We start from the raw sequence: 16,289 nt of genomic DNA, 5'->3' as shown, positions 1-16,289 counted from the left end.
CTAGTGTTTCTTTCTCTAAGTCTATTCGCTGATGCGGAAGCCTAAATGTATCAATCAATTTTAAATTTTAGCACCCATGTAAGCACCAATAAAATAAAATACTTCAAAAACTTTAATTTAAAACTCATAACCCATTGTTTTTATTGGCGTCCCAGGCAGGATTCGAACCTGCGACCTGCCCCTTAGGAGGGGGCTGCGCTATCCAGCTGTGCCACTGGGACGCTTAAGCGACTAAGTGTATCCTTATGAATTTAGTATGTCTACTTCACATCCCAATATAATTTGGTCCGCCACCACCTTCAGGGGCATACCAAACAATATTTTGACGCGGATCTTTGATATCACAGGTTTTACAGTGTATACAATTTTGTGCGTTAATTTGTAACCTTGGACCAGATTCCTCTTGGACTATCTCATAGACAGAGGCTGGACAATAGCGAGTTTCAGGGGAAGCGTAGATTTTATAATTAACATCTATAGCCAAAGATTTATCTATTAACTTCAAATGACTGGGCTGGTTTTCTTCATGAAATGTATTGGTTAAATATACGGACGACAAACGATCGAACGTAAGAACTCCGTCGGGTTTTGGATAATGTATTTGTTGACATTCTTTCGCTGGTTGTAAGGTGAGATGATCGGCATGGTTTGATAGAGTCCATGGAGAGTATCCTCGAGTTACATAGGTTTCAAATGCTGCGTTAATAAGGCCTGGTATTAGACCATATTTAAATCCCGGGCGTATATTCCGCACGTTGTATAATTCATTCTCTAACCATGATTGTTGAAGTTTTGTTTTATAGTCCTTAAGCTCAAACACTTCCTCTGTCGTTTCTTTTAAAGCATTAAAGCATACTTCCGCAGCCACCATAGCGGATTTAATCGCCGTATGAATGCCTTTTATTTTAGGTACATTCAAAAATCCAGCAGCATCACCAATCAACACACCACCAGGAAAGGTTAGCTTTGGCATGGATTGCCAACCACCTTCGCTTAGAGCACGCGCACCAAACTCAATTCGCTCACCTCCTTCAAGCAATGAGCGAACCAAAGGATGGGTTTTAAACCGTTGCATTTCAGAAAATGGGTTTAACCACGGATTTTGATAATCTAACCCCACCACAAACCCGATTGATACTCGGTTATCTGAACAGTGGTAAATAAATGATCCGCCATACGTTTTATGATCCAATGGCCAACCCACCGTGTGAATCACTTCGCCAAGCCTGTGATTTTTAGGTAAAATTCTCCAGATCTCTTTAATTCCTAACCCATAGGTTTGCGGTTGACAAGACTTACGAAGATCGAAGCGATTCATTAAATTTCGGCTTAGTTGTCCTCGACATCCTTCTGCAAAAAGAGTTTGTTTCGCGTGTAAATGCATACCTGGCTGATAAAGATCCGTTTTTTGACCATCTTTATCGACGCCCAATTCACCAGTAGATACTCCAATCACTTTACCTTCACCGTTATAGAGAATATCAGTCGCGGCAAAACCTGGGTAAATTTCACAGCCCAATTCTTCAGCAATACCCGCTAAAAACTGACACAATTGACCTAAACTAATAATATAATTGCCTTTATTGTGCATAGGTTTTGGGGTTGGTAAACGAAGCGCGCGTTGTTTTGATAAATAAAAAAATTTATCCCGCTTCACAGGTGTATCGAGAGGGGCATCTTGCCAATGCTGTGGAAGAAGCTCTTTAAGGCTTCCTGGCTCTAAAACAGCTCCTGATAAGATGTGCGCCCCTACGTTTGCTCCTTTCTCCAAAATACAAACGCTTAAATCGTGCTGTTCTTGTGCTGCCAATTGTTTGAGTTTAATGGCTGCCGCTAATCCAGATGGACCTGCGCCCACAATGACCACATCATAATCCATTGTTTCGTAACTCACACCAGCTCCCAACAGGTAAAAACAGAATAATCGCTTGTCTGGTCATGAAGATCAAGAACGAATTTATTACGAAACATTATGTACATTGCAAAGAATTCAACCGGAGAGGTTAATACCAAAACTACAGCAATGTTAACAGTGTATCATCATTGCAAGATAGTAGGGCCGTTTTCGCGACATCCTTAGATATTTTTTATTGACATGATTTGTTCTTACCATATGATGGAAAAAGATAATTGCCACTAAGTTGGGCCAAAAATATTAAAAAAAATCAATAGATTCAGTGTTATTAGCTTGTGTAGTAGGGCTTAACTGCTTTTTTTTAGGTTTAAAGAGATAGGTGTGCTGTGTTGACTATAATAAGTCTTATAAGTACTCATTTTTAATATTATTTCTTAAGGACAGCTATGCAAGTGTTACCATTTAAAGAATCCAAGCTTGGTTCCCTTGGCGTAGAGGTAGAACTGCAGATTATTGATAGTGAGACCTTTAAACTGACTTCTTGGGCTAAAGAGATCATAGATGAGCTGAAACATACAAAATATGAGAATCGAGTCAATCATGAAATTACCCAGGGTATGATTGAAATTAATACTTCGGTTCATGAAGATCCTGAGGCCATTCACACTGATCTTTTAGAGTTACAAACGGTTCTTTTAAAATTAGTTAAAGATAAAAATATCACTTACTGCGGCGGAGGAACGCATCCGTTTCAAGATTGGCATGATCAAAAAATTTTCCCTGATCCTCGCTATAAAAAGGTGTTAAAAAAATTTCAATTTTTATGTCAGCAGGCGACTATTTTTGGACAACACGTTCATTTTGGTTGCGAAACCGCCGAAGATGCAATTTATTTAACTCACGCGCTTGCGCAATATACGCCTCACTTCATCGCCTTGAGTTCATCATCCCCATTCTTCCAAAGCATTGATAGTGGTTTTTGTTCTTCAAGAAACACACTATTTAATGCTTTTCCTATCTGTGGTTACATGCCTTTTATAGAGAACTGGACTGAATTTACCAGCTATTTTTATCATCTGAAACACTTGGGTCTTATTGAAAGTATGAAAGATGTTTACTGGGATATTCGCCCTAAACCTGAGTTTGGTACGGTTGAAATTCGAATATTAGATACCCCATTGACGTTGAAAAGGGCGGCGGCAATTGCCGCCTTTATTCAGGCTTTATCATTATATTTGATTCAGGAAAAACCCTTTGTACCAACCAAAGAATTTTATTTTTTATACAGCAGCAATCGATTTCAAGCTAGCCGTTATGGCCTAGAGGGCAAACGAGCAGACTGCATTACTTACCAAAATCATATTATTAAAGACGAGCTTTTAGACCTCTTTGAAACGTTAAGACCTTATAGTAAGGAGAAAAGCTCAGGGAGATTATTTGATGATCTGCATCAATCCGTGATTGAACACCAGTGTGATGCATCAATACTTCGCGAAATGTATAACCATAATACTCACTCCTTGGAAGCTGTTGTAGCTGAGCAATGCAATCGATGGCTTAAGGACTCTAGGGATAGGCTATGAATAAGTCTTCAACCAAACCGTTTACCATCCAATTGAATCAAGAGCAAATCAAAGCCTTAGAAACTGGGAGCCTGGCTGATTATTTAAAACCAGAACAAATTGCTATGCTAATTCATCAATGCAAAGCGTTTAGTTTTTTAAAAGGACAATGCATTATTCAACAAGGTAAGCCTGTGGAAGGGGTCTTTATCATTGTTGAAGGCAAAGTTGATATTGTGGTCAAGATACTCGGCGAAGGTAATACTAAATTTGAAACCCTTGAACATAATGGCTTTATTGGGGGAATCAGTTTTATTGAAAAGGGTTTATCACCAACCTCTGCAATCGCACAAACCCCCGTGGTTTGTTTATTCCTGTCAGCGACTTATTTTGATTTTTTAAACGCGATTGACCCAGATGCCAGATACAAAATTACAAAAGCTATTAACACCCAACTTTGTCTTAGTATGAAATATACCCATGATCGAGCCGTTGAACTTATTACTCAATCTCCAATGTTAAGCTTGTCGTTTATCGGCAGAGCATTACAGTCGGTAACCGAGCCAACTAAACTACCTTTGCCAGGTGAAGACGATCCGAAGCTTAATTCTTTACTATTAAACCCTTTATTTTATAATTTTACCAATGAAGAAAAATCAGAACTGTTAGAACATTCCTGCTTTATAAAAGCCCCTAAAAATTGCATTTTACTTCATGAAGGAGAAAAAAAGTCCTCCTGCTTTGTTGTACTACATGGCGCGGTGCAATCAAGCATCTTACAAGACAATAAGCTGGCTAAGCTTTCAGTGATTGGGCCAGGTTCATTGTTTGCAGGGGTTGCGTGTATCGATAAAGAATCAACGTTTACGATAAGCTTTATCACCTGCGAATCATCGATTTTGTTTAAACTCTCTGAAGAGGATTTAAATTATTTTAAACAAGAAAAGTCCATTGTTTGGTATAAGCTGTTTAATCTCATCAGCCAGTCTCTGGTGGCACTTGGCAAATCAATTAATAAGCTGGATGTCAGGCTGCATATTGAAAAATACAATAGGTGACCGAAATGTGCAGGATATTGTCTTATCTGGGAAAACCGACGTTAGTTGAAGAGCTTTTATACAAGCCTGATAATTCGTTTATTAAACAAAGCTATAACCCCAAATATATGTCTTCCTTGTTAAATCTCGCTGGATTTGGTATGGCTGCATGGGTTGATCATTCCTATGATCCCAGGAGACCGTTTCTCTATAAAACACCTGAACTCCCATTCTACGATGAAAATCTCAGAAATTTGGCCACAAAAATTACTCCTCGCTGTTTGATAGCTCATTTGAGAGGGGTTGATTATCATGAGGCACAAGTGATAGCTAATCAAAATGTTCACCCATTCTTATTTTCTGGGGTTAACATCGCGTTAGCCCATAATGGTCATTTATATGATTTTGATGTAATGCGCTATGATTTATTAAACTATATTAAAGAAGAATTTCAGCCGTTTATTCGTGGAACGACGGATAGCGAATGGATTTATGCTGTATTTCTTTCTCAGCTTCCAAATCCCTCTGCTGCTCATTTTGATGCTGAAGAGATTATCAGCGCACTTCTTGAAACATTTAAAATTTTAAAATATGTGCGCAAGCAACATGATATTGCGATTAATTCACCAGTTAATTTATTTCTTACCAACGGTGAGTTTATTGCGGCCACTAGATACGTTTTGGATTATGGCTGGCTACCTGAAAACGGGACTCCGTCGAGTCATTTTGCTTATCATTCACTTTGGTATACCTATGGAGAACATTACGGCTATTTTGAAGAGGAGTATAAAATGAAAGGTGGAGGTAAAAAATCAAGCATTATTATTGCTTCTGAACCCTTGACGGAAGACACGACGACTTGGTTAGAAGTGCCAGAATACACATTGCTATTTGTTCACAAAGAGGATCAAGAAGTTAAAATTATTTCACGGGATATTAACTTATAGAGTCACTCTAAGAAATACCAATTTCTTAAGATATATACCCGTAATCTTTCAAAATGCGTGTTTTTAGGCGCCTTTATTTTTTGTCCTGCCGCATTTTAAAAAGCGAGTAATGGCTCATTCCCTTGCGAGTTTTTTAAAATGCGGCAGGGCGAAAAAGAAAAAGCATAAATCACGCATTTTGAAAGATTACGGGTATAAATTTGCACCTTGGCAAATCACTAAGCAACGATAAAACGCTCGAATGTTACAGTCCTTTCAGAGAATACACACAAGGTTATCCACAGAATTTGTGGACAAAAAGTCGGTGTCGCGAAATTGAATTGATTTCTGTAGATAGAATTTTAGCAAATTTATAAAATTCCTACGTCATTTCAAGCTTTGCGAGGAATCTCCTGACTGTGGATAATCCAGCTTTGGTGCATGTGGTGGGTGAAATCATCACAAAGCTGGCAATACGCAGAAATCATGAGGTGGTTTATGCAAGTCTGTCGAGATAGTGCGGTGAAGAGCATCGCCGCGACTCTACTCGACCGGGCTGCAATCAAACGCTCATGCTCTGCGCCATTGGCGGTGGGTTTAAATGTTCACGCGACTGCGTGAGCTCGATGGCTCTCACTTCATCTAGGCGGCTAACGGCCGCCAAATCAACCCGCGAGGTAATGACCCGCCGCGCGGCGCGCGGCATCAGGTGCCAACCCCGAGCCAATGCAAAATCAAAACCGAGACCAGAATTAGCAGATGTTAAAGGAAACCAGGATTCGCACCGCAAAGTAGTCCAGTGATCAAAAGTTAAAATTCGTGGTAATGCCGGTTCATTAAAAAGTGGGCAGGGATAAAATGCATGGTCCGGTCTACAATATTCTTGAGCCACATGAGCAGGCACATCGCGCTGCGCTTTGCCTACCTCCATCCAAGCAGCTTCCATTGCAGCCCAGTTACTTGCAGCATACCATGCATCATAGTTATCAACGTAAAATTGAAGGGCTTGTATCAATGGCGCAAAATCAAAATGATGCGTGCAATAGGCAACACCGTGTTGGGTATACGAAAGTCCTGTGTGTTCTATTTCTGTAACACGAACTAACATCTCTGCTTTGGTCGCATCATCCATATAACGCTCTAGCATGCGACACATGTGGGTATCTTTCGCCCAATAGGCGTATTCATAAGCAGAACAATTGAAGGTTCGACCAGAATAATCGGCAAATCTTCCTTGATGCAGGAGGGCTTGTTGTATCTTTCCCTCATTATCTCGATATACATCTGTAAATAACAGCTTTACTTTATCCTGCTCTCCATAGGCCACACGTTGCAGGAATTTATCCAACAACCGTTTTGGTAGTTGGAAAAGTGTATGCATTCTCTTTGAAACACTTCCTAGGCTTCTTATATCTGATTCATTTAAATTATCTTTAATTTCCAAAAGCATGTCATCAGGTAGCGCATCCAAATCAAATATCAGATAAGGCAACGATTGTTTAATCTCTTCAGATAAACCAGTGGTTTTTAATGCTGTATGTAAGGCAGTTATCAGCTCGACTTTATTCTTTGGTGGTAATTCATTAAAGTGCAAAAAATCTCGTTTTATACTTCCTGAAATGCGTTTGTCTTCAGGATGCTCATGAATCCATTTCACGGCATCTTTATACAAAAATTCATCGGCTTGACTTGGCATCGCTGTGCTCCAAATCTATTTGGATAAATAGTAGCACAAAAGATCAAAATAAAACCATCAAAACAGCTCAAAGAAAATAGTTGACTACAACTTTCTTCTATGTAAAACGCTATTTCTCGACACGGACCTTTTTGGTCGGTGTCGGGAAATAAAAATTAATTTTTTAGGCCATTTTAGGAATGCGAGCGTATTAGAGAAATCTCCTGAATTCCTCTATTTTCGTATGGTGAAGTGTGGAAAAAGGTCTTGCCGCAAAATAGGGCACAGTAAAAAAACGCCTAGGTGAATAAGTACCTTTAGTTTTCTTCATTAAAAATCAGTAACTGCTCTTTCCCGGCCGACTTCCCGCGGCTTGACTGCGGAATCCAAGACTTTTTCTACATCACTGGATCCTGGGTCAAGCCACAGGAAGTCGGCAAGGAGAGAACAGTTACTTTATATCTAAATAAACTGTTTCGCGACAGCGACCTAAAGGTCGATTATCAGTATTTATACGTATATTATTTAATCATTTTGACAGTTAAACTGTTTATATTGGACAAAATATTTGGAGTAAAGTAGATGAAAAAATTAAAGCGCATATTTGTCATAGGACATCCTGCAGTAGGCAAAGCTTATTTTGCTAAGCATTTGGCTGATAGACTTGGCTATCAATTCGTTGATGCTGATATGGGACTTGAGCACAGAATAGGTCTTACCCTCGGGGAAATACTAGGGCAAGCCGGACTTGAGCATTACGAGCGTTCACAAGAAATAATATTCGATTCATTATCAAAACGGAGTGGAGTTGTAGTCGGGCTAGATTGTCACATTGGAAAAACTCCAAAGATACGGGAGTGCTTAAAGAGTGCTTGTGTTGTATTTTTAAAAACGGCTCTTGAGACACAAATCAGGCGATGTGGCAGTCGACATGAACCGCTTATTAGTGATCAAAATTACGAAGAAGTCCTTAAGACGCTGCATCATGATCGCAACGACTATTATAATGAAATAAGTAATGTTGTTTTGTCCTCAGATGATGGAGATGTCGAGAGGCTTATTGATGTGGTCTTAGATTATCTGAAACAGAATGAATTCATCCTAGACAAGCCAACAGGACTCACTGATAAAGATCTCGTGTTCTTCAAGTTCAAAAATGATACTTTTGTTCGTATTTCAGAGCAACAAGCAATTTGTCTAAAATATCTATCTAAGGGACTGTCAGCAAAGGAAATAGCCCGTGAGATGGATATATCATACAGGACTGTAGAGGTATATATTGCTCAGCTAAAAGAGAAGCTTGAATGTGATTCCAGCAAAGATCTTATTAGTCTGTATTTATCTAAACATTAATGCTGGTAACTTCTATTGTTACTCAAAACCTTATCGTATTAGCATATTCAGATGCGTACCCTAAAACCCTCATGTTTTTGTTCATTAAATCTTTGCTATGGTTTTATCTGCTTTTTGTCTATTTATCATCGAGATCAAAGAACAGGAGCAAGGCACTGTCATTAGCTAATACCCAAAAAACCAAGCTCGGTACGGATGTTAATTAATCTATACCCGTGATCTTTCAAAAGGGGTCTAAAAACACGCATTTTGAAAGATCACGGGTATATAAGTAATGCCATTGAAATTTGATTAAAGTATTGTCCATCAACTAAAAGACTATTGATGTGTTTGCCCTCGATGTTAAAGCCAAATTTTTTATAAAGATGTATTGCTCTTTTATTATCTTCTCTAACAGATAATTCAATTCTGGTTAAGCCTTTCTCTTTGGCTAACTCTAGAGCTTTCTTAATCAGTTGATGACCTATGCCATGACCTCGAAATTCATTGATGATTCCCATTCCCAACGTTCCTAGATGTTTACATGCATGCCGATTAGAGCCGACAATATCACACCATCCAATAATTTTTTCATATGATATTGCTACAACTTGTGGCCATGATTCTTTTATATTCGTCAGAACAAACTCTTTGGTCATTTCTAATGATGGAGAATCTAAGAAGGCTAAATAAAGTTTTTCTCTAGCAACACAGCCAACGGCCTGGCGAAATTGCTCTATGTCATGTTCAGTGATTGATCTGATTTCAATATTCATAATCACTTTTTTAAGTAAGTCACTTAATAGTGGTTCATATATTAAATGATTTTTGCTTTATTAACCACTTGATGAGACAAGTTAGTGCTAGTTCCCAAATGACATGATTCTTCATTAGGAAACAGCGGTACATTGGGGGAGGGAACATCACATTGGGAAGAACCCTAAAGAGGTTCCCCCAATAGCAGTACACCTTGCAAAGTATAGAGGCGGTTTTCTGAGAAAATTAAATGCATAACTATAGCGGGTTAAGCGGTATATTTAAAATTCACAAATAATTGATTGGCTTTCAAGCGTCCTGTCCAGGCAGAGGAGTCTTGATAACTTGTAGTAATACCACTCATCGTACTTGGCCCGTCAAACTTACCTCCATCAAAGTAACGATAGCCGATATCGAAACTTAAATGGTCTAAGGCAGGATTAACATTTAGACCAAGAGATCCCTGCCAAGCAAATGCATTCTTGTTCAAGTCTGGGCTAGTGGAGCTTGTAGTGGCATCTCTATAACTTGGTGTTTTAGCCGCATAGGAATCAGTAAGATTATTGCGAGCGTAGCCAATTCCTGCACCAATAAAAGGGGTTAAACTAACACTTGTTACGGTAAAATAGCGCTCGGAAGGGTGGAGAAAGGCATTTAATAATATGGCGTGATTGTTTAAGTTAAAATAACGATGCCTGGCATTGCTTGTACTGGCTGTGGCTGAAGAATAGCTTTGATCCACAAGATAATTGTATGCTTCATTGTTCAAGTAATTTAGACTAATGTCAAAATAGCGATGGATTTGCTTACCCACAGCAAAGGAATAAAACCCACCATCGCTCAACGTGTTACTATTTTTCTCATTAGCCGTACTCCAGTATGATGGATTTGAATCACCACCAGGTTTTACGGCCCAAGAATACTTTGTACCAACCTCACCAAACCATGAGTTGCTAGGAATTTCAGAACCCACCGTCCCTGCGAAAAGTGATAAAGGGGCGGTTAATGCCAATATTGTTATTCGTTTTTTGAGCATCTAAAGTTCCTGTGAGTTATGAGCAGGACAATTATAATTTTAAACAAAATAAGTTCAATAGGAGCTTACACTTAACACACGACAAAATCATAATTTGATGAACTACAGCGCTGTACATGACAAAAAACCTGTCATGCCCGCGCAGGCGGGCAACCATCCATCAAAATAATCCGATGCCCAAATCAAGCCACTGGGGGTTGTTTTGCTCGATAAGGTTTATTTTCATTGTCGGTTCCACTTCTTGATGCGTTTTTCTCTGGTTATTGCTTCGTAAACATCAGAATGAATTTCATAATAAACCAAATGATGAACGTTGTACTTTTTAGTGAATCCTTCAGCCAAGCCTTCCTTGTGTTGCCAAATGCGTTGCACAAGGTTACTTGTTATGCCGGTATATAGGGTTCCATAGTTTTTACTGGATAATATGTAAACCTAATATTGCTGTTTTTCATTGTTCATCCTGGTTGGTTGCTAAAAAAAATTACTTCCTGCCGGATCATCGCTATTTTTCCATAAGATAATCCGCTGGCTACCAGCCACTCACAAAAAACAATTTAAAAATAAATCCTGCTATTTGATGGTAATCCAAAGGAAATTCGGAAAAAAATCGTTGTATTCTACGGTACCTTGACGCTTGGAGGGCGTCACTGAATACAACACAAGCCAATTGGTTTAAATTAACGGTACGTGTAGCAAGCCATGCAAGCAACATAGTTACAAAACATGTCATTCTCGCCTTGTTCCAGCCAAAATACATATTTAAACGATCCTTCAACTCTCTGATACACTCTATACCCGTAATCTTTCAAAATGCGTGTTTTTAGGCGCCTTTATTTTTTGTCCTGCCGCATTTTAAAAAGCGAGTAATGGCTCATTCCCTTGCGAGTTTTTTAAAATGCGGCAGGGCGAAAAAGAAAAAGCATAAATCACGCATTTTGAAAGATTACGGGTATATAACCTCCTTTTGACGATCGAGATTATAGGATTTTCATTCTATGGTAGCGAGTTATCTTAATTTACTTCAATGCCAATCCAAAGATTAAAATTTAATCAATTGTTAAATCCAACCTTTTAATCGTTCTTTAAGCTTTTCATAGTATAATTTTTTGACATATTTATGATAAGCTCATTTGTTTAAACGGTTAGGATAGATTGATATGCCGAAGAAAGGTGAAGAAAAAATGAACGAAGGTGCAAGTGGAGATTCATTATCTTTACTAGAGCAATTACCCACTGAACTGATTCAAAAGCATATAGCGCCATGCCTTTCGGGCAAAGCCTTAGCTGCTCTTTCTAACAGCTCAACGACGATGTTTTCTCATTGTCAGTCTCCTGCAGCTAAAAGACTTATATCGCATGTTGTTAAAGGTGAGGAAGCCGAAGCGCTTGAAATGATTGATGCCAACCCTCGTTTACTACTTATTCCTTCTCAAGCCACCGATTACTCTGGTCGCTCCTACACAGGTTTCATGCCCTTTCAGGTCGCTTTGCTTTGTCACGATGTGACGTTATGGAAAAAGATAGAACCTTATTTTGATACACTGCCGAATGGACAGGAAGAAAAGGCAAGACAGTTTAAAGCATTATTTCCACAAGGTCTGCCTAAACAAGAACCCTATGATTTTAATACCCTGGTTCAAGTCATTACTAATAGTTCAATTGCTGATATTACGGCAGCTATTTACAAGGCGGATAATGACACAACCATTTGTCATGCTTTGAAGGGGTTTAGAGCAACTTTTACAGATTTAGCAATGAAAGAAACGTTTTTTAATCCATTGCACTTAATTGAGGCACTTAAAGTCTACGACGCGCAATTTGACTATTGGTCGTCGAATCAAAAGGCTTTATTCCTGCCCCAAGTTATTGGTTATATTCAGCGCTTTCTACCGACAAGTTATGCGCAAGCCCTCTGTCAAGGTCTTAATTTTGTTGTCGAAGAAAAAAAACCGCTTTATCGTTCATTAAAATTCCAATATGAACATGGTGTTTCTTATTTCCCATTGGATGATTCGAGTGGTCTTGGTTTCGATTTTGGCGTCTTTGAGATAAGTGGTTCGGCGGGTATACTGTCGGCTGCTTGGCCGCGTGTAACATTCATCGTGCGCAAGCTTGATAAACTAAGTCGAGCAAATACAGCAGAGCTATTTAGACTTGAGCATCGCATTCAGCATGATGGACAATCCATTAAATGCCTCGACACTCTGAGCTCGCGGTCGTGTTGTGAGATTTTTTAACGGATTGGTATTATTGTAACCTTACACACTGGCGAGAATTTAACGTTTAAAAAATGGTGACGTATTCAAAATGAGTCAACTGTTGTTGTTTAACAAGCCCTATGGTGTCCTATGCCAATTTACTGGGAGTCCGGGCGAAAATACGCTTGCTGATTTTATCCAGTTGCCAGGCTTTTATGCCGCGGGGCGATTAGATAAAAATAGCGAGGGATTGCTTTTATTAACAAATGATGGCGCTCTACAGCATCGATTAAGTCATCCTAATTTTAATAAAAAAAAATACTATTGGGTTCAAGTAGAAGGTATTCCGGATGATGTGCAACTAGATCCATTGCGACGAGGTATAAATATTAGGGGGATACAATATTTACCAGCCAGAGTAACAAGGATTGATGCGCCTAAGATTTGGCCACGGCATCCTCCCATTCGATTTCGCCAATCGATACCCACAAGTTGGCTTGAGATTATTTTAGAAGAAGGTAAAAATCATCAGATTCGAAAGATGACAGCGGCCATTGGTTTTCCAACGCTGCGATTGATTCGACACCGCATTGATCGCTGGGATTTAAATGGCCTTGCTCCAGGGGAACATCGTTTCTACGATAATGAATGTCTCTAAGATTACTCTTCATTTTTGCGATAAAGGATTGCGGTGTTGCCTATCAATTGGATCAGTTCTGCATTCAATTGATTCGCCATCTGCTCTGCAATAGTTAACCGGTCTTCTTTTTCTGCGCCACTAATTTTAACTTTTATAAGCTCGTGAGCAAGAAGGGCTTTATTGGTTTCTTCAGTGACGGCTTCGGTTAATCCTTTGGCGCCTATCATAACAACCGGTTTTAAATGATGCGCTCTTGATTTTAATGATTGTTTGAATGATGTATCCATAAAAATCCTAAAAAAATGCTACTATTTTAATGTTTTTGGCTAAAAAATGATAAATTATTGCACGTATTGCTGGGAAAAGATAGCATATTTCAGTATCATTAACTTACTTAATCATAAAAGCGCTTATTTATGTCCCGCTCAAAGAGCAGCAAACGTTGGCTGCAAGAACATTTTGACGATCTTTATGTGAAAAAAGCTCAGTTTGAAGGTTATCGTAGCCGCGCGGTCTATAAGTTAAAAGAGATAGATGAAAAAGAAGATTTAATCAAGCCCGGAATGACCATTGTCGATTTAGGCGCGGCGCCCGGTGGTTGGTCACAGTATGCGGTTGACAAACTTAATCACTCAGGCAAAGTAATCGCTTTAGATCTCTTACCGATGGACGCACTTCCTGGCGTGGTTCAACTTACAGGAGACTTTCGTGAGGAGTCGGTTTTGAATCAATTGTTAGAGCTCATTCCAAAACGAGGCGTTGATCTGGTTTTATCGGATATGGCTCCTAATATGAGCGGCTCGGTCGCAATTGATATTCCGCGAGCTATGTATCTTGCAGAACTTGCATTTGACTTTAGCGATAAAATGTTAAAACCTGGTGGGTCAATGCTTATAAAAATATTCCACGGCAGTGGATTTGAAGAATTGTTAAGGCAGACAAAAGCAAAATTTAAACGTGTTGCGGTCCGAAAGCCACAAGCTTCTCGTTCACGATCGCGTGAAACTTATTTGCTGGCTAAGGACTATAATGTATAGTAACTTAGATGTTCGCGCGTCGTATAATTCGTCCTTAAAAAGAGGTTAATGCTTTGAACGACATGGTAAAAAATTTATTTTTGTGGCTGATCATCGCCATTGTTTTGGTTTCGGTGTTCAGTAATTTTGGCCCCCGTCATGCCACGACGGAAAAAATTGCGTATAGTCAATTTCTCAAAGAAATTGATCAAGGCATGATTAGCTCGGTCACGATTGAAGATAATAAAGTGATTAAGGGCACAACAAAAAATAATCAACGCTTTGTAACCTATATGCCTATTCAGGATAGTGCGTTACTGGGCGAGTTATTAAAAAATAAAGTAGAAGTTACAGGTCAGGAAAAACAACAAGAAAGTTTCCTTCTGCATTTATTTATCAACTGGTTCCCCATGCTTCTTTTAATCGGAGTCTGGATTTTTTTCATGCGTCAAATGCAAGGTGGCGGCGGTCGTGGTGCGATGTCCTTTGGGCGATCGCGTGCTCGTTTGCTTGGTGAAGATCAAGTCAAAGTCACCTTCGCGGATGTTGCCGGGGTTGAAGAAGCAAAAGAAGAAGTCAAAGAGCTTGTGGATTTTCTACGAGACCCGAGTAAATTCCAAAAACTAGGCGGGCGCATTCCACGCGGAGTGCTATTGGTTGGCTCTCCCGGGACCGGTAAAACACTATTGGCTCGCGCTGTAGCTGGGGAAGCTAAAGTACCCTTTTTTACCATATCCGGCTCAGATTTCGTTGAGATGTTTGTGGGTGTCGGTGCCTCAAGGGTTCGCGACATGTTTGAGCAAGCTAAAAAACAAGCCCCCTGTATTATTTTCATTGATGAGATCGATGCGGTTGGGCGTCATCGCGGAGCAGGCCTTGGCGGTGGGCATGATGAACGTGAACAAACCTTGAACCAGCTTCTGGTGGAAATGGATGGATTTGAAGGCAATGAAGGCGTTATTGTGATTGCTGCGACGAACCGACCAGACGTATTGGATCCTGCATTGCTTAGACCGGGTCGATTTGACCGACAAGTTGTGGTTCCGCTGCCAGATATTCGAGGTCGAGAGCAAATTCTTAAAGTACATCTCAGTAAAGTTCCAATTGAAAGCTCGGTTGAAGTGTTACCAATTGCACGCGGAACTCCAGGATTTTCAGGCGCTGATCTGGCGAACTTAGTGAATGAAGCGGCGTTATTTGCAGCCAGGGCAAATAAACGCAAAGTCGGTATGGTGGAACTGGAGAAAGCAAAAGATAAGATTATGATGGGCGCGGAACGACGCTCCATGGTCATGGATGAGAATGAGAAAAAGCTAACCGCTTATCATGAGGCCGGGCATGCGTTGGTCGGCTTAATGGTTCCAGAACATGATCCCGTCTATAAGGTGACCATTATCCCTCGCGGTCGTGCGCTGGGGGTCACGATGTTCCTACCAGAAATCGATCGCTACAGCCACAGTAAGCGAAGATTAGAAAGCCAGCTAGCCAGCTTATTCGGCGGTCGTATCGCTGAAGAGATTATCTTTGGTGATGATAGTGTAACCACAGGTGCGTCAAATGATATTATGCGCGCTACAGAAATTGCACGGAAAATGGTAACCAGCTGGGGACTTTCTGGGCTAGGTCCTTTAACGTTTGGTCAAGAAGAAGGCGAAGTCTTTTTAGGGCGTTCTGTTAATCAAAATAAAGAAATTTCTGATGAAACGGCACGTCAAATTGATGAGGAAGTACGAAACATCATTGATCGTAACTACCAGCGAGCGAAAACCATCCTTACGGACAACATCGACAAGCTTCACTTAATGGCTGATGGACTTATTAAGTATGAAACCATTGATGTGAAACAAATCGAAGAAATCATGTCTGGGAAAAACCCTTCACCGCCAGAAGATTGGGAAGCGTTAAAAACTTCTGATAAAGATGGAGATGGTGGCACTCATTCCGATAAACGTGCAAAACCAAAAATAAAAGCTGAAAAGCCAAGCGAAGGCCCAGCAAGCGATGTGAGTTCGACATAAAAGCTCAAGGCTTTTATGTCCTCGAACGTTCAAAAATGCATGATTTATGCTTTTTTTCGCCTGCGGCATTTTAAAAATACTCGCACGCGAAAAGAGACATGACTCGCTTTTTAAACTGCGACAGAACAAAATATAAAGCGCCTAGAAACTCGCATTTTGAACGATCACGGGTATATATCCAATCCCTTCCATAAACATATTGCTTAAATTGATCTCAGGTTACAATCAACTAAAACAA

At 39.8% G+C, this 16,289-nt stretch carries 13 protein-coding genes, 1 tRNA gene and 1 pseudogene; 8 read left to right on the top strand and 7 right to left on the bottom strand.

All coding sequences use genetic code 11. From position 1 onward, the window contains the following. Window positions 1–144 precede the first annotated feature (144 nt). Both E1O47_RS07120 and E1O47_RS07115 read right to left on the bottom strand, forming a co-directional pair. A tRNA-Arg gene (locus E1O47_RS07120) sits at window positions 145–221 on the bottom strand. Between the two features lie 44 nt (window positions 222–265). Beyond that, a complete protein-coding gene (locus E1O47_RS07115; protein WP_133130571.1) occupies window positions 266–1,894 on the bottom strand; it encodes an electron transfer flavoprotein-ubiquinone oxidoreductase in 1,629 nt (542 codons plus the stop codon). 407 nt (window positions 1,895–2,301) lie between these two features. Between E1O47_RS07115 and E1O47_RS07110 the strand changes: the two genes are divergently transcribed. Genes E1O47_RS07110 through E1O47_RS07100 form a run of 3 tightly spaced genes read left to right on the top strand, consistent with a single transcriptional unit; the run spans window position 2,302 to window position 5,401 of the window. Continuing rightward, complete coding sequence (locus tag E1O47_RS07110) at window positions 2,302–3,438, top strand: YbdK family carboxylate-amine ligase (RefSeq protein WP_133130570.1); 1,137 nt, start codon at window positions 2,302–2,304, stop codon at window positions 3,436–3,438. Continuing rightward, window positions 3,435–4,475 carry a Crp/Fnr family transcriptional regulator gene (locus tag E1O47_RS07105; protein WP_133130569.1) on the top strand — a complete coding sequence of 347 codons (1,041 nt, stop codon included), beginning with the start codon at window positions 3,435–3,437 and terminating at the stop codon, window positions 4,473–4,475. Before E1O47_RS07110 ends, E1O47_RS07105 begins: the two co-directional genes overlap by 4 nt. A 5-nt stretch (window positions 4,476–4,480) precedes the next feature. Continuing rightward, complete coding sequence (locus tag E1O47_RS07100) at window positions 4,481–5,401, top strand: class II glutamine amidotransferase (RefSeq protein WP_133130568.1); 921 nt, start codon at window positions 4,481–4,483, stop codon at window positions 5,399–5,401. 541 nt (window positions 5,402–5,942) lie between these two features. Here the strand turns inward: E1O47_RS07100 and E1O47_RS07095 are convergent. Further along, window positions 5,943–7,076 (bottom strand): F-box protein, encoded by a 1,134-nt coding sequence (locus E1O47_RS07095; RefSeq protein WP_133130567.1) that lies wholly within the window; start codon window positions 7,074–7,076, stop codon window positions 5,943–5,945. Window positions 7,077–7,637: 561 nt separating this feature from the next. Between E1O47_RS07095 and E1O47_RS07090 the strand changes: the two genes are divergently transcribed. Further along, window positions 7,638–8,408 carry a shikimate kinase gene (locus E1O47_RS07090; RefSeq protein WP_133130566.1) on the top strand — a complete coding sequence of 257 codons (771 nt, stop codon included), beginning with the start codon at window positions 7,638–7,640 and terminating at the stop codon, window positions 8,406–8,408. Window positions 8,409–8,665: 257 nt separating this feature from the next. Here E1O47_RS07090 and E1O47_RS07085 read toward each other — a convergent pair whose 3' ends face one another. The 3 genes and pseudogenes from E1O47_RS07085 to E1O47_RS07075 all read right to left on the bottom strand — a co-directional run bounded on the left by E1O47_RS07085 (window position 8,666) and on the right by E1O47_RS07075 (window position 10,605). Further along, window positions 8,666–9,163 carry a GNAT family N-acetyltransferase gene (locus E1O47_RS07085; protein ID WP_133130565.1) on the bottom strand — a complete coding sequence of 166 codons (498 nt, stop codon included), beginning with the start codon at window positions 9,161–9,163 and terminating at the stop codon, window positions 8,666–8,668. A 248-nt stretch (window positions 9,164–9,411) separates the two neighbouring features. After that, complete coding sequence (locus tag E1O47_RS07080) at window positions 9,412–10,179, bottom strand: outer membrane protein (protein WP_133130564.1); 768 nt, start codon at window positions 10,177–10,179, stop codon at window positions 9,412–9,414. 160 nt (window positions 10,180–10,339) lie between these two features. Then, window positions 10,340–10,605 (bottom strand): annotated as a pseudogene (locus E1O47_RS07075) (GIY-YIG nuclease family protein). Window positions 10,606–11,336: 731 nt separating this feature from the next. On the opposite strand from E1O47_RS07075, the gene E1O47_RS07070 reads away from it, so the two are divergent. Further along, window positions 11,337–12,416, top strand: a complete 1,080-nt coding sequence (locus E1O47_RS07070) for a hypothetical protein (protein ID WP_133130563.1) — start codon at window positions 11,337–11,339, stop codon at window positions 12,414–12,416. A 70-nt stretch (window positions 12,417–12,486) separates the two neighbouring features. Further along, window positions 12,487–13,035, top strand: coding sequence for a pseudouridine synthase (locus E1O47_RS07065; RefSeq protein ID WP_133130562.1), 549 nt, complete (start codon window positions 12,487–12,489; stop codon window positions 13,033–13,035). 2 nt (window positions 13,036–13,037) lie between these two features. On the opposite strand, the gene yhbY is transcribed toward E1O47_RS07065, so the two are convergent. Then, window positions 13,038–13,304: a ribosome assembly RNA-binding protein YhbY gene (yhbY, locus tag E1O47_RS07060; protein WP_133130561.1), complete on the bottom strand. Its 267-nt coding sequence runs from the start codon at window positions 13,302–13,304 to the stop codon at window positions 13,038–13,040. A gap of 129 nt (window positions 13,305–13,433) precedes the next feature. Here yhbY and rlmE point away from each other — a divergent pair, with 129 nt between their 5' ends. Continuing rightward, on the top strand, window positions 13,434–14,054 hold the full coding sequence (rlmE, locus tag E1O47_RS07055) for a 23S rRNA (uridine(2552)-2'-O)-methyltransferase RlmE (protein WP_133130560.1): 621 nt from the start codon (window positions 13,434–13,436) through the stop codon (window positions 14,052–14,054). Between the two features lie 62 nt (window positions 14,055–14,116). After that, window positions 14,117–16,051, top strand: coding sequence for an ATP-dependent zinc metalloprotease FtsH (gene ftsH, locus E1O47_RS07050; RefSeq protein WP_165475063.1), 1,935 nt, complete (start codon window positions 14,117–14,119; stop codon window positions 16,049–16,051). The last annotated feature ends 238 nt before the right edge of the window (window positions 16,052–16,289 follow it).

This window comes from Legionella yabuuchiae, assembly GCF_900640115.1.
Classification (GTDB): Bacteria; Pseudomonadota; Gammaproteobacteria; order Legionellales; family Legionellaceae; genus Legionella_A; species Legionella_A yabuuchiae.
This window is presented reverse-complemented; position numbering and strand designations above follow the sequence as displayed.

What these genes read in the sequence shown, in the direction of transcription:
- E1O47_RS07070 (WP_133130563.1), top strand. Translation starts at nt 11,337, where the DNA reads ATGCCGAAGAAAGGTGAAGAAAAAATGAACGAAGGTGCAAGTGGAGAT.
- E1O47_RS07105 (WP_133130569.1), top strand. Translation starts at nt 3,435, where the DNA reads ATGAATAAGTCTTCAACCAAACCGTTTACCATCCAATTGAATCAAGAG.
- E1O47_RS07110 (WP_133130570.1), top strand. Translation starts at nt 2,302, where the DNA reads ATGCAAGTGTTACCATTTAAAGAATCCAAGCTTGGTTCCCTTGGCGTA.
- E1O47_RS07065 (WP_133130562.1), top strand. Translation starts at nt 12,487, where the DNA reads ATGAGTCAACTGTTGTTGTTTAACAAGCCCTATGGTGTCCTATGCCAA.
- E1O47_RS07095 (WP_133130567.1), bottom strand. Translation starts at nt 7,076, where the DNA reads ATGCCAAGTCAAGCCGATGAATTTTTGTATAAAGATGCCGTGAAATGG.
- E1O47_RS07080 (WP_133130564.1), bottom strand. Translation starts at nt 10,179, where the DNA reads ATGCTCAAAAAACGAATAACAATATTGGCATTAACCGCCCCTTTATCA.
- E1O47_RS07085 (WP_133130565.1), bottom strand. Translation starts at nt 9,163, where the DNA reads ATGAATATTGAAATCAGATCAATCACTGAACATGACATAGAGCAATTT.
- E1O47_RS07090 (WP_133130566.1), top strand. Translation starts at nt 7,638, where the DNA reads ATGAAAAAATTAAAGCGCATATTTGTCATAGGACATCCTGCAGTAGGC.
- rlmE (WP_133130560.1), top strand. Translation starts at nt 13,434, where the DNA reads ATGTCCCGCTCAAAGAGCAGCAAACGTTGGCTGCAAGAACATTTTGAC.
- ftsH (WP_165475063.1), top strand. Translation starts at nt 14,117, where the DNA reads ATGGTAAAAAATTTATTTTTGTGGCTGATCATCGCCATTGTTTTGGTT.
- E1O47_RS07100 (WP_133130568.1), top strand. Translation starts at nt 4,481, where the DNA reads ATGTGCAGGATATTGTCTTATCTGGGAAAACCGACGTTAGTTGAAGAG.
- yhbY (WP_133130561.1), bottom strand. Translation starts at nt 13,304, where the DNA reads ATGGATACATCATTCAAACAATCATTAAAATCAAGAGCGCATCATTTA.